This window comes from Bacteroidota bacterium (assembly GCA_008933805.1).
Classification (GTDB): Bacteria; Bacteroidota; Bacteroidia; order UBA8524; family UBA8524; genus SB11.
In genome coordinates this window covers 41,262-54,280 of the sequence record WBUH01000020.1, presented here as the reverse complement: position 1 = coordinate 54,280, position 13,019 = coordinate 41,262, and the positions used below count along the sequence as shown (strand labels likewise).

17 protein-coding genes are annotated in these 13,019 nt (G+C 38.9%); 10 read left to right on the top strand and 7 right to left on the bottom strand.

The window, feature by feature from the left end; all coding sequences use genetic code 11:
- Nucleotides 1–22 precede the first annotated feature (22 nt).
- Nucleotides 23–355, top strand: coding sequence for a preprotein translocase subunit YajC (gene yajC, locus F9K23_16650; protein ID KAB2913652.1), 333 nt, complete (start codon nt 23–25; stop codon nt 353–355).
- 74 nt (nt 356–429) lie between these two features.
- Nucleotides 430–1,032, top strand: coding sequence for a dephospho-CoA kinase (locus tag F9K23_16645; protein ID KAB2913651.1), 603 nt, complete (start codon nt 430–432; stop codon nt 1,030–1,032).
- Here the strand turns inward: F9K23_16645 and F9K23_16640 are convergent.
- Nucleotides 1,029–2,345 carry a hypothetical protein gene (locus F9K23_16640; protein ID KAB2913650.1) on the bottom strand — a complete coding sequence of 439 codons (1,317 nt, stop codon included), beginning with the start codon at nt 2,343–2,345 and terminating at the stop codon, nt 1,029–1,031. The genes F9K23_16645 and F9K23_16640 overlap by 4 nt on opposite strands.
- 104 nt (nt 2,346–2,449) lie before the next feature.
- A complete protein-coding gene (locus F9K23_16635; protein ID KAB2913681.1) occupies nt 2,450–3,265 on the bottom strand; it encodes a 2,3,4,5-tetrahydropyridine-2,6-dicarboxylate N-succinyltransferase in 816 nt (271 codons plus the stop codon).
- A gap of 66 nt (nt 3,266–3,331) precedes the next feature.
- Here F9K23_16635 and F9K23_16630 point away from each other — a divergent pair, with 66 nt between their 5' ends.
- Complete coding sequence (locus F9K23_16630; protein ID KAB2913649.1) at nt 3,332–4,870, top strand: GNAT family N-acetyltransferase; 1,539 nt, start codon at nt 3,332–3,334, stop codon at nt 4,868–4,870.
- Between the two features lie 2 nt (nt 4,871–4,872).
- On the opposite strand, the gene F9K23_16625 is transcribed toward F9K23_16630, so the two are convergent.
- Nucleotides 4,873–5,574 (bottom strand): Crp/Fnr family transcriptional regulator, encoded by a 702-nt coding sequence (locus tag F9K23_16625; protein KAB2913648.1) that lies wholly within the window; start codon nt 5,572–5,574, stop codon nt 4,873–4,875.
- A gap of 118 nt (nt 5,575–5,692) precedes the next feature.
- Between F9K23_16625 and F9K23_16620 the strand changes: the two genes are divergently transcribed.
- A complete protein-coding gene (locus F9K23_16620) occupies nt 5,693–7,075 on the top strand; it encodes a T9SS type A sorting domain-containing protein (GenBank protein KAB2913647.1) in 1,383 nt (460 codons plus the stop codon).
- Nucleotides 7,076–7,135: 60 nt separating this feature from the next.
- On the opposite strand, the gene F9K23_16615 is transcribed toward F9K23_16620, so the two are convergent.
- The gene (locus F9K23_16615; protein KAB2913646.1) at nt 7,136–7,516 is read right to left on the bottom strand and encodes a hypothetical protein; all 381 of its coding nucleotides are present in this window, start codon (nt 7,514–7,516) and stop codon (nt 7,136–7,138) included.
- 10 nt (nt 7,517–7,526) lie between these two features.
- Here F9K23_16615 and F9K23_16610 point away from each other — a divergent pair, with 10 nt between their 5' ends.
- Nucleotides 7,527–8,459, top strand: a complete 933-nt coding sequence (locus F9K23_16610) for a hypothetical protein (GenBank protein ID KAB2913645.1) — start codon at nt 7,527–7,529, stop codon at nt 8,457–8,459.
- Here F9K23_16610 and meaB read toward each other — a convergent pair.
- A complete protein-coding gene (gene meaB, locus F9K23_16605) occupies nt 8,456–9,445 on the bottom strand; it encodes a methylmalonyl Co-A mutase-associated GTPase MeaB (protein KAB2913644.1) in 990 nt (329 codons plus the stop codon). The two genes, F9K23_16610 and meaB, sit on opposite strands and share 4 nt — an antisense overlap.
- Nucleotides 9,446–9,623: 178 nt before the next feature.
- Here meaB and F9K23_16600 point away from each other — a divergent pair, with 178 nt between their 5' ends.
- The 5 genes from F9K23_16600 to F9K23_16580 all read left to right on the top strand — a co-directional run bounded on the left by F9K23_16600 (nt 9,624) and on the right by F9K23_16580 (nt 11,870).
- Complete coding sequence (locus F9K23_16600; GenBank protein ID KAB2913643.1) at nt 9,624–9,851, top strand: SMI1/KNR4 family protein; 228 nt, start codon at nt 9,624–9,626, stop codon at nt 9,849–9,851.
- 1 nt (nt 9,852) lies between these two features.
- Nucleotides 9,853–10,125, top strand: coding sequence for a hypothetical protein (locus F9K23_16595; protein ID KAB2913642.1), 273 nt, complete (start codon nt 9,853–9,855; stop codon nt 10,123–10,125).
- A 386-nt stretch (nt 10,126–10,511) separates the two neighbouring features.
- The gene (locus F9K23_16590) at nt 10,512–10,937 is read left to right on the top strand and encodes an SMI1/KNR4 family protein (protein KAB2913641.1); all 426 of its coding nucleotides are present in this window, start codon (nt 10,512–10,514) and stop codon (nt 10,935–10,937) included.
- Between the two features lie 96 nt (nt 10,938–11,033).
- Nucleotides 11,034–11,483, top strand: a complete 450-nt coding sequence (locus F9K23_16585; protein KAB2913640.1) for an SMI1/KNR4 family protein — start codon at nt 11,034–11,036, stop codon at nt 11,481–11,483.
- A 75-nt stretch (nt 11,484–11,558) separates the two neighbouring features.
- Nucleotides 11,559–11,870, top strand: coding sequence for a hypothetical protein (locus F9K23_16580; GenBank protein KAB2913639.1), 312 nt, complete (start codon nt 11,559–11,561; stop codon nt 11,868–11,870).
- A gap of 207 nt (nt 11,871–12,077) precedes the next feature.
- Here F9K23_16580 and F9K23_16575 read toward each other — a convergent pair whose 3' ends face one another.
- The gene (locus tag F9K23_16575) at nt 12,078–12,443 is read right to left on the bottom strand and encodes an iron-sulfur cluster assembly accessory protein (GenBank protein ID KAB2913638.1); all 366 of its coding nucleotides are present in this window, start codon (nt 12,441–12,443) and stop codon (nt 12,078–12,080) included.
- A gap of 69 nt (nt 12,444–12,512) precedes the next feature.
- Nucleotides 12,513–13,013: a hypothetical protein gene (locus F9K23_16570; protein KAB2913637.1), complete on the bottom strand. Its 501-nt coding sequence runs from the start codon at nt 13,011–13,013 to the stop codon at nt 12,513–12,515.
- Between the last annotated feature and the right edge of the window lie 6 nt (nt 13,014–13,019).

The following is a 13,019-nucleotide window of genomic DNA, read 5'->3' as shown; positions in this document are numbered from 1 at the left end:
TTAATTAGCTATACTACACAAAATGACTTTAAGTATTTTATTAATGGCCGGCGGCCAACAAGGTGGAGGATTAGGACAATTAGTACCATTGTTACTTATTATGGTGGTGTTTTATGTGTTTATGATTTTGCCCCAAACCCGCAAAGCCAAAGCCCAACGTAAGTTTCGTGAAGAATTGAAAAAAGGTGACCGTATTGTGAACCTTGCCGGAATACACGGAAAAATTAAGGACATGGACGATACTACGTTGGTGATTGAATTAGAGGAAGGTGTGAAAATGCGTATCGAAAAATCTTCGATATCAATGGAAGCTACCAACGCCCTTAACAATCCAAAAACTGAAGAGAAAAAGTAATCTTTCAAACCATATTCATCAGAAAACTCAGGTACTTTTGTGCCTGAGTTTTTTGTTTTTAAAGGTAATAAGTAATGTTGAAAATAGGGATAACCGGTGGTATAGGCAGTGGCAAAAGCACTGTGTGCAAAATATTTGAACAATTGGGAATACCGGTATATAGTGCCGATTTGGAAGCCCGTGAGTTGATGAATACGGATGTAACGTTGGTAGCAGCCCTTAAAAAAGAGTTTGGTGCTGATATTTATGATGCAAAAGGCGAGTTGATACGCCCTAAACTGGCAACATTAGTGTTTAGAGATAAAACCAAGGTTGAGAAACTAAATGCGTTGGTGCATCCTGCGGTTAAAGAACATTTTAAGCAATGGGCTAATGCCCAAACCAATTGCCCGTATGTGATAAAAGAAGCAGCATTGATGTTTGAGAGTGAAAGCTACAAAGGCTTGGATTATGTGATTACCGTTACAGCACCCAAAGAAGTGAGATTAAAAAGAGTAATTGAGCGAGATGGAGCAAAGCGTGCCGATGTGTTGAAACGAATGAACAACCAACTTAGTGAAAAGGAGAGGGTGGAACGTGCAGATTTTGTCATTAAAAATGATGGTAAGCACCCGTTGATTCCTCAGGTAATGCACTTTCACCAGATGTTTTTAGAGGCAGGCCAGCCCTTGGTTTAGTAACGGGTATATTCAACAATAAAAGGGTAAGATGTTAGCCCTGCTTTCTTTTGTAAATCCGTAATAGTGATTAAGCTCACCCTATTTTTTGTATCGTATTCAAAGGCATATTCTAAGCAGTACGGGGTAGAGTTATAAGAAAACGTTTCTTCGTAATCATCTCCCCAAAACGTAAACACATACAAAAAGCACTTTTGTACCCTGCCCTTTGTATCGTACTGAAAATAGCGCGATAACTTATAATTTCCTGAAATATTATCTAAGCCGTAGGGCGATTTAGTATAGGAGTAATCGTATTTGAAATGCCAAGAATCCCATTGTGTAACCTGTCGGGTATTATTGTACGCGTATTTGTCAATTTGTTGCACATCATCCCCGTCAAACACCCCCGAAACGGTTAATAATCCGTTTTTATCATACATGTAGCCTGTGTAACTTTCAGCAAGCTCATTATAAATCTCAAGTATCGAGTCGTTCAAGTTTTCAATAGCCGTTTCATAATCATAAAATTCATCGCTACGGTCATTTTGCTCTAAACTGTCTGATAAATAACCGGTATTAGCAATAAAAGTACTGTCGTACCAAGCCCCCCAAGGGTTGGTCATCAAATAATACAGTAAACTGTCTTGTATGTTGTTTATAAGAGTATAATGTTCAGCACCAATATTGTTCCTTAATTTAAACTCCCCTTTGATACGGTTCTTAGGTCCATAAAACGTGCAAGATGTATTGGTGAGAGTATCGGAAGTTAAGTAGCTCACTTTTTCATTAAACACTGCATTTTTACGACTTATTTCATTGTAAAGTGTAGTTGAACCATCACTACTTTTTCCGTTGGTAATAAAACCTGAAACGGTTTTTATCAGTTTAGATTTTTTGTAATACAGATTGACATATCGGTGATAACTAGAAAACACGAAACCGCCCGTAGCGCAACCTTGCTGTATAGTTTCGACATAGGTATAAGAAACCGGCAGCCCTCGACGATTGTAGTTTACCACAGCATCTTTAGGGAAAACCCTTTTGGGTTGTCCGTTTTTTTCAAACTCAGAAAAAAGTACACTATCAGGGGTATGTTGCTCAAACCCGTATAAACCTATTCTGGGAAAAGTGCCGGTTTCTTTTATTGAGATAGTTTTTAAACCTGCTTTTGCAACAGCTGTTGATGCCTGTTCGTTTTTATAATCCCAGTTTACTTGCCCGTTGGCCAGTATTATAGGTATATCATTCTGTTGTAAGAAATCAATATCAATTTGAGCAGAAGCACAAAGGCTCGTTACCCAACTAAATAAACAGAGAAGCCATTTAATCATAATTGAGTAACGAACCTTTTAGTAAAATGGTTGCCATAAGCACAGCAGCCGGCAATTATATAATATTGAGTGCCGGCTCACAGTGCTTATAATATATGAGATACTTACACAGCTACACTATGCTCGCGTAGAGCGTCGTTCAAGCTGGTTTTAAGGTCGGTGCTTGGTTTGCGGCGACCGATAATCAATGCGCAAGGCACTTGGTATTCGCCCGCAGGGAACGTTTTTGTATAGCTTCCGGGTATCACCACACTTCTTTCAGGTACAACACCTTTAGTTTCAATCGGCGTTGGCCCTGTTACATCAATAATTTTGGTACTTTGTGTTAAAACAACACCGGCACCCAATACTGCTTCACGCTCTACACGTACCCCTTCAACCACTATGCAGCGTGAACCTATAAAACAGTTATCCTCAATAATTACAGGGGCGGCTTGTACGGGCTCTAATACCCCGCCAATACCTACACCACCGCTAAGGTGTACATTTTTACCTATTTGGGCACAGCTACCCACAGTAGCCCAAGTATCCACCATCGTTCCTTCATCTACATAAGCACCAATGTTTACATAACCGGGCATCATAATCACCCCTTTGGCAAGGTAGGCACCGTAGCGCGCAATAGCGTGAGGCACCACACGAACGCCTAATTGGGCATAACCGGTTTTTAGTTTCATTTTATCATGAAATTCCATCGGACCCACTTCAATAGTTTCCATTTGGCGGATAGGGAAGTACATAATAACGGTTTTTTTTACCCAATCGTTCACTTGCCAGCCGTTATCAGTGGGTTGTGCCACCCGTAAACGACCTTTGTCCAACTCTTCAATTATCGTGTTTATAGCCTCTTGCGTAGCAGAGTCTTTTAGTAACTCGCGGTTTTCCCAAGCACTCTCAATTATTGTTTGCAGGTTTTGCATCTTTATTCGCTCTTTTTCGGGCAAATTTGTTATATTAATTTCGCACAGCCAAAAAAAGTATCCATTATGTCGCAAATACGCCGTTCAAGAAAACCAAGGTTAAAGCAACGCCACGCCACACCCGATGATTTTCATGATATTATCAAACTCTCAAAAATATGCTTCCCCGAGCATCAACCTTGGAAACTTGAGATGCTGGAAAGCCAGTACACGATGTTTCCCGAAGGAATGCAGGTGATTGAATACGACGGAGAAATTGTGGGTAGTGCCACCAGTTTGATTGTGAACATGGAAGACTATACCGATAACCACACTTGGGCAGAGGTATGCGATAACGGTTACATTACCAACCACGACCCTGAAGGCGATACTTTGTATGGAATTGAGGTGATGGTGCACCCCGAATATCAAGGCTTGAAAATTGGCCGCCGTTTGTATGAAATGCGCCGCCAGCTTTGCGAGGATTTGAACTTAAAAGAAATTTTGATTGGGGGTCGTATTCCTAACTTTTTTAAGTACGAGGAAGAGTTTGGTGCGCGGGCATACCTGAAAAGGGTATTGGATAAGAAGATTAAAGACCCTGTGGTGAATTTTCAGCTTTCGCAAGGGTTTCAAATCCGTAAGATAATAAAAGACTACCTGCCCAGCGACTGGGAGAGCGGTGGCTATGGGGTGCTGATGGAGTGGAACAACATTGACTATGTGCCTGAAACACCGGAACGTAGCGTGTTGATGAAAAACATCCGTATTTGTTGCATACAGTATGAGTTGCGTAAAATACAGTCGTTTGAAGATTTTGCCACCCAATGCGAGTTTTTTACCGATGTGGCTTCTAACTACAAATCGGATTTTGCGTTGTTTCCTGAACTGTTTACCACCCAATTGCTATCGTTTATTGATTCTTCGGAAATGAGTATCGAGGATAGCATTCGTAAGCTGGATGATTACACGGGCGATTTTATTAACCTGTTTTCTCGTCTTTCGTTAGAGTATAACATTAATATTATAGCCGGAACCCACTTGGTGGTTGAAGGTGGAGATTTGTACAACGTTTCGTTTTTGTTTAAACGCGACGGTACTTTTGAGAAACAATACAAAATACACGTTACCCCTAACGAATCGAAATGGTGGGGTGTGAAAGCAGGGAATGAAATAAAAGTGTTTAATACCGATTGCGGTAAGATTGGTATAAACATTTGTTACGACTCTGAATTCCCTGAAATTGCCCGTATCATGGCACAAAAAGGAGCTAAAGTGATTTTTGTACCTTTTTGTACCGATGAGCGACACGGTTATTTGCGCGTAAAACTATGCTCACAAGCCCGCGCTATCGAAAATCAGATATATGTGGCAACGGCCGGAACGATTGGAAACATTCCTTCGGTAGAGAATATGGACATTAACTATGCCCAAAGCGGTATTTATACACCCAGCGATTTTGCGTTCCCGCCGGAGGCAGTTGCGGGTGAATGCAGTCCTAACTTGGAAACAGTGGTAATTGCCGACCTTGACTTGGCTACGCTGGAACGTACCCGCAAAAGCGGTACGGTTACTAACTGGCGCGACCGACGTGAGGATATGTATAGGGTGGTAGAAGTGGAGTAGGTTTATATCAGCTCTACGCTGTTACGGCCTAATTTTACCAATCCTTTTTGCTCCATCGTACGCAGTAATCGGCTAATTACCTCGCGGTGGGTATGCAGTTCATCAGCAATTTGTTGGTGGGTAATATCCAGTGTTTTAGTAGTAAGGGCCTTGCTGCGTTCGGTAAGGTAATGCAGCAACTGTTTATCGAGATTGCTAAATGCAATCAAATCCACCACTTGTAATAATTCAGCAAATCGGTTGTTGTAGTTGTTGCTCACAAAGGTTTTCCATTCGGCATATTTAAACCAGTCTTCGGTTTGCCCTACAGGTATTTGCAAAACCTCTGTATCGTCTTCGGCTACGGCTTTTATCATACTTTTTTTACCTATTTGGCAGCAAGTAAGCGACATAGCACAAGTTTGCCCCGGATACAAGTGATATAAGAATACCTCGCGGCCTTCCTCATCTTGTCGTATAATCCGTATGCAACCGCTTAATACAATGGGTATAAAAACAATTTCATCTCCGGTATTAATAAGTGCTTCGTCCTTGCCCACTGTTTTCAGTCGGCCATATCGGTTTATCTCATCAAGTAGGGCTGTATCTTTAAAAATCAGTTTTTCTTGTATAGGAAGGGGCAGCATACTGGCAAAGATACAATCAGACAGTATAAATGTTTTGTGCGTAACGCTAGACTTAATTTTTAGCAGCATTGATTGCATAAACGATAAAATACCCCCGATAAATTTTACGTGAGAAAGGTCATTCTTATTTTGTGATAAATATCACAAAATAAGATAGTTGTAGTGCGTAGGTTTGTTAAACCTAAATGCAAATACTATGAAACTAAAAACTTTACTTAGCCTTATAAGCGCATTTGCCTTTGTCGGTGCAATAGCGCAACCCGTTATTAAAAACGGAGCATTAGAAAACTGGAGCATCACCAACTACGAAGACCCTTCTGGATGGTTTACAGCTAACGAGGAGCAAAGCAACTCAGGAGGATTGGTTACGGTTTCAAAAGTGACTGGACAAAACGGAAACGCCATTAAGTTGGAAACCAAAGCCTCAGCAACCGATACCTTTCTCGGATATTTTAATTCCACTCAGGGCGACCCTATTGCGGGACAAGGTGGTTTCCCGTACTCGCAAAAGCCGGATAGTATTACAGGATATTACCAATGCAATATAGGTGCGGGTGATTCAGGCCTTATATTGATTGTATGTAAAAAGAACGGGATTGTGATTGGTTTGGATTTATTTAAGTTTGGCGGCACACAAAGCACCTTTAAGCGGTTTGCATTCCCATTATCATTAGCTGCAGTACCCGATTCTATTATTATTGCAGCAGCCTCTAGCAATGCAATTGATGAAATTGGCGTATTGCCGGGCAGCACGCTTACAATTGATGAGTTGGCCTTTACCGGTACAGGTATAACACAGGCTATTCCAAACGGAAATTTTGATAATTGGATAGCTAAAACCTACGATGTGGCTACCAATTGGGAAAGGGGAGGCTCAGGTGTTTCAAGAACAACGGATAAATACAGGGGAGACTATGCCGTATTGATGGAGACCAAAGATTTGAGTGATAACGGAGCCAATGCGTCAGCCATAACCAACGGAAAATTTAACGAAGATCAAGGCCCGAGTGGCGGAGTACCTTTTACAAATATGCAAGACACGCTGGTGTTTTATTATAAATATACTCCTGTAGGTAATGATTCGGCGGTGGTGTTTATCAGTTTGTTTAATCAAGGAAACTCAGTAGGCGGTAATGGTAAATTTTTGGCAGCCGCAAGCAGTTATACAAGAGTAGAAGTACCCTTTCAATCAATGACAGCACCTGATACATTTCGACTTGAGTTTATTTCTTCAAAATATCCTGCGTCAATCTCAAGTTTGGGAAGTAAACTATACATTGATGAAATTCAATTAAAATCACAACCGTTGAATACAGGAGTTAAGCAAATATTTACCAGCAAGGTGAGCGCATACCCTAATCCGGCAACAAGCAATATTACCCTAGCGTTTGGTGAGAACACGGCATTTACAACATTAACGGTTACCGATGCTTTGGGACGAATAGTGAATAGCATGGCGGTAGAAAGTGCTATCGGCAGTATTACTGTTGAAACCGACTTGATGCCTTCGGGAGTTTATTTTTACCAATTTTCGGGCACAGGAGTACAAGCCGCAACGGGTAAATTTTATAAGAAATAAAATAGTGTTTACTAATTTTCAGTCCCTTGCTTTTGAAGTAAAAGCAAGGGATTTTTTTGTTTAATTGGTTATAGAAGAGCTTTCCAATTCAGTCATTAACTCTTCAACTTGCACGATATAATTATTTCGGCGTATTGCACTACGTGATAACCAAACAATAATTCCTGAAATTGTTATAAAGAAAATTGAAGTACCCCGCATTGCTACCAAAAGTGCATCCATGGCTTCATAATCTTCTGCAGTAACAACCTCTTCAAAAGCAGGGAGCCACATCTCCCTTGAGAAGGTGGTCATTAGTACGGCAAAAGAAATTAGAATAATCAAGTTAAATAGAACCCTTAAAATCCAGAAAATAACTGAGTTTCTAAATGTTGAGGGGCGGTTTGGGTATAAGATACTCCACTTAGCTAAAATGTGTTGCAGCGCTTGATTAGATAGCATAAGAATTAATTTGATACGTGAAGGTAAAATTTTTTTTATACAGCACAATGTTTTAATAGGTTTTGAAGTTAATGAAAGGATGAAAATTGGTATAATAAAATGCTTTGTGGTTATATTTTTTTTTCTTGTAGCTATAAGCTGCGGTAAGGTCAACAAACATATAACTGCTGAAACTGTTGACGATACAACCGAGTCTACAAAAATTGTGTCGGAATTATTAGATAGTCATTCAGAAGAAATAGTACAGGTTTATCCTGATAGTTTTTCTAATGAAATTTTAAGTATGGTTGAAGATACAATAAGTCATTTCATTAATTATAAGTCATTTACTATAACAGAAAGAAAAGATTTTTACCCACTATTGATAAAAGGTTTTACCATTAATAGCCAAAAGTTTGTAGCTAGTATCATATTTGGAAATGATTTAATAATACACAAGCGAATTGGAAATGAGTATAAAAGAATTTTTTACAATGAAAACGCAGGAATGGACCCTTATCATTTAGATATTAAAGCTATGGATGTAAATTTTGACGGGTATAACGATGTTGTATTTACGGATATGCAAGGCGCTTGGGGAAACTCGTTCTCTACTACTTTTTTATACGATTTAAAACTAAATACATTAAAACGAACACCACAATTTGATTTACGTAATTTATCACTTGATAAAAACAGAAAGCTACTTCGAACGCATAGTTATAGAGGACTCTGTTGGACTATTGATAAGGAACTGTATAAAGTAGTTAATGATAGTATTGAGTTAGTAGCCAGCGCTGAATATATTCCGTTTGACGGATGTAATACAGATAGTTTATGGACAACAAAAGTTTATTTTTATGAAAACGGAAAGTTAAAGGACTCAACAGTAACAAAAGCTGAAAACTCTTGGGATGTGTACTTAAAAGCCCTTTGGGATTTAAGTGATGACTACAATCGTTAGTGGGTTTTTATCAACTCCTCAGCAGCACTGTAGGCACTTATTTTCTTATCGGCCACCTGTTGTTCCAATTCTTTAATCTTTTTAACTACTGCCGGGTTATGGTAAAAACGGTCTTTTAGCAGTTGCTCAATGGTTTCGTGCAAACGTTGTTTTTCCTGTTCGGTACGGTGGGTAGCAAAATATCCGTTTTGTTTCGTCAGCGTCTCGTATTCAGTAATAATATCCCATACTTCGGGCACACCTTCCCCCGTCAGCGAAGAACAAATACCCACCTTTGCTGCCCATCCTGATTGTGTTGGCGGGTACAAATGCAGCGCATTCCGGTACTCAACAATCGCCCGTTGTGCTTTGGTTTTGTTTTCGCCATCCGCTTTGGTAATAATCAGTGCATCGCACATTTCCATAATACCGCGCTTAATTCCTTGCAATTCATCGCCTGCACCTGCCAGCATCAGCAGTAAAAAGAAATCTACCATGCCGTGTACAGCCGTTTCACTTTGTCCCACGCCCACAGTTTCAATAATTACCGTGTCAAAGCCCGCTGCTTCACAAAGTATAACTGTTTCGCGGGTACTGCGGGTTACACCGCCCAAAGAGCCGCTACTGGGCGAAGGACGTATAAACGCATTGGGGTGCGATGAAAGGTTTTGCATACGGGTTTTATCGCCCAATATGCTGCCGTGTGAGATTTGCGAAGTAGGGTCGATGGCCAGCACACACACCTTACGGCCTGCCTCTGCCAAAAACATCCCGAATGACTCTATAAACGTGCTTTTGCCCACACCGGGCACTCCCGTAATCCCCACACGAATGCTGTTGCCGCTGTGCGGCAGGCAGCGTTCTATTACCTCATTAGCAAGTTGTTTATCAGTATCCAACGTGCTTTCAATCAAGGTGATAGCTTTGCCCAATACTGCACGGTCGGCATTTAAAATGCCCGTGTAGTATTCATCCGCCGTAAGGCGCTTGCGTTTATAAGAAGTCAAAATAGTATCGCAGCGGGTTGTTATACGCCCGTTCTACAAAAGTATTTAATACAAACTTCTTTTTTACAAGCAATACTTTAGCCGTTTAAACTTTGCAACAGGTTGTGCTATATTGGTACAAAAAACTTTTATCAGCGTGGGTGTTGAATGATTATTTCTGTAGGTAACACAAATTGGAATGAAAAAAATTGATTTTTATGATGTTGGTAATCCGATTATTCAAAAGGATATTGATGATTTTGAAGCCAAGTTTAACATAAGACTTCCTCAAAACTATAAGAAACTGCTGTTGAGGTTTAACGGGGGCATTCCTTCAGAAGATTGTATTTATATTGACATCAATAAAGTTCCAATTGTTAGAAAAGAAATAGACATTAATACAATACTAAATTCGCAAGTAAAATAGTATGATAACCAAAGAAGTTGCTAGAAAACTGGCAGAAGAGTATTTGAAACAAAACTCTCGTGATTTCACATTTATCGATTCCAATGATAAAATTTATTTTGAAGAAACCCATGTTATTCCTTTTGGAGCAAAACTTGGTGAAGTTCACAGCACTTATAGTATTGGCTTTGGTGAGGTTTGGGGTGATGAAGTTAAAGTGTCATTCGTCATGTTAGATGCAAAAGATGGTGCGATACTATATTTAATTACACCTCAAAAATTTGTTAACCCTTAATTTTTTTGCAGTATATAATTGAAAATATAATATAGTTTTGATATTGAAAAACACCCTAAAGTTTTAGAGAAATTGAAATTAATCAATTATTATATTGATTATGATAACACCAAAACAAGCATTGGAGATTGCTAAAAATTATTTAAAAGAGAAAAAGAGGAGTTTTACATCAATAAATTCTGTTGAGGAAATAGAAAGATTTTGGTTTTTAAAGAAATGAAAGTTTTCTATGGAGTAAGGGAAGGACAGTATATTGATACCTATGTTGTTGGGTATGGAGCCCCATGGGGAATGGGTGCGCGAGCGATGGGGGTTAGAATTGATGCAAATACAGGTGAAGTCTTGTACACTGTGGGACCCCATGGTCCTATTGAAGAATTAGAAGAATGAAAAAAATTGATTTTTATGATGTTGGTAATCCGATTATTCAAAAGGATATTGATGATTTTGAAGCCAAGTTTAACATAAGACTTCCTCAAAACTATAAGAAACTGCTGTTGAGGTTTAACGGGGGCATTCCTTCAGAAGATTGTATTTATATTGACGGCGAAGAAGGATCAATTGGAGGGTTCTACAGTTTAACAAGAAACGAAGCATTGTTAGAAAATGCAATTACTGATTTCCAATTAATTGAAGATATCATCCCTAAAAATTATGTTCCTATTGCATACGATGCGTTCGGTAATCCATATTGTATATCTATTGATAAAAAAAACTATGGTGAGATTTTTTGCTGGTTCCTTGATACAGGGGACGAGGAAGGAATTTTTGTTGCTAATACATTAGAAGAATTTTTAGGTGGTGAGATATGAAAACAAAAAAAATAGATGAATTTATCAGGCATTATTGAATTTGATTATCTTGAATAAGAGGGGTTAAACTTGCATTTAGTTATTTTAAGAAATTTAATGAGTAGCATTGAAACACTTATCGCAGAAATAAAAAATGATAGGGGAGAGTTTGGGCTTTCTATTCCTCAAGGACTGGACAATAAAGATGTTGATTCATTTCGCATAAAATTTAAAGAGTATTTTAAAACAAGTTTGGACGATGGATACTTAGAATTTTTGAAGATTTGTAATGGGTTGGAGGAAAATGGAGTAATAATTTATTCATCAAATGATTTTGATGTAAATAATGTTTTGTACGGCATTTTTGAAAACAACGAAGTTTGGTATGATCAGGATAAAGAAAACAGAAGGTATATCTTTTTTGCTGAATCAGGGCAATACACTTTTGTTTTTAATAAAACGGAAATGAATTTTGAGTTACTGGATCGTTATAGTGGGGATGTAGTTGAAGTTTTTGATTCATTTAACAAAATGCTAGAACGTATATTAAAGCTAATGCTTACTTAACGTATTTCTATAGTTTACCTACTATTCGGGGATTTTTTTTGTTAGCAGTACATTGCTGATAAATGAAATTTATTCATGAAACATACAGAAAAAGAAATTTTAGACATCGCAAAAGACGTTTTAAGGAAACTCGAATTTCCATATGACAAATCTGTTGAATTAAAAGCAATCGCAGTGGATAAAAAAGACAATAGATTTTCTAAACCTACTTGGGTTGTAGCTTATCAGATTGCGATACAATTTACCCCTAGGCGACTTGCTTTTTTGTATATTGATGATGAAACAGGGGCACCCTTGTTAATATTTCACAGTCATGCAAATGTGTATCTAACCCTTAATGAGGACGGAACAATAGAAAAAACGGTTAAACGCTATGGGGAGGATTAGCTCTATATGGGCATGGGAAACGGCCACAATAGTATAATTAAAAGGCATTGACGACAGCAGCTTGAAGGAACAAAAGTATTACCCATACGACACTGTGCATTGGTAGTACTATACTGAGTATATTTAATACAATCCCCGAAAGGTTTCCGTCCTATTCGGGGATTTTTTGTTCTTGGACGTTTTATTTGTTATCGCGTTCGTAAAATATTACCCCGCCGCAAACGAAGTGCCGCAGCCGCAGGTAGTTGTAGCATTAGGATTGCTAAACGTAAAGCCTTTGTTATTCAGTCCGTCTTCCCAATCTACCTGCATACCTACCAAATACATTAAGTGGGCTTTGTTCATCAGTATTTTAATACCGTCGGCCATGTACTCCGTATCACCTTCTTCCTTACTGTCAAAAGCCAACAGGTACGATAAGCCCGAACAGCCGCCGCCTTTTACACCAATACGTAGTCCCTGCTCGTCAGAAATACTCAGCGTGTTTATCAGCTTTAATAATTCGGTACGCGCACCTTCAGTAAACGTAATGGGCGAAGGGGCAAGGGTTTTGGGTGCATCTACTACTTCCATAATGGGTATGGTTTTATACTGCAAATATCGCAAAAACAAGGCCAATAGCACAGCCGTGTCAAATTGCCATTATTTGTAACGTTTAACGGTTACCAATTTATTAAACCCGGTAAACATAAGGTTTGCCTCGGCATGGTTGCTTAGAATATCCCTTATATCTACTGCCAAGGTGTACATGGCGGGTTTTTCTTCACACTCTTTGGGCTCACCCTTAGAAATACGGCAGCGCAAACGTACAGGGTAAGTTTTTAGCTCAATCTTACTTTGGTATAACTTAAAATCATCCTTTTTGCAGTTGAAATAACTACTGATGGTGATGAACAAAATACTGTCTTTTTGCTCTGTATGCACAATATTAAAATCAACTGAGCCTTCGTCAAGACCAAAAAGACTATCGCTTACAACAATTCGCTTCACAAATACAGTAAGTGTATCGGTTTGGTAGTTTACAAGCATTTTCAGTGTATCCGTGTGGGGCGAAAGAGGTTTTACGGCTGCATTTTTCCCCGTTTTGCAACTATACATACTGATTGCGGCCAGCAAACTAATAATTACTACAACTACTCTCATTATTCC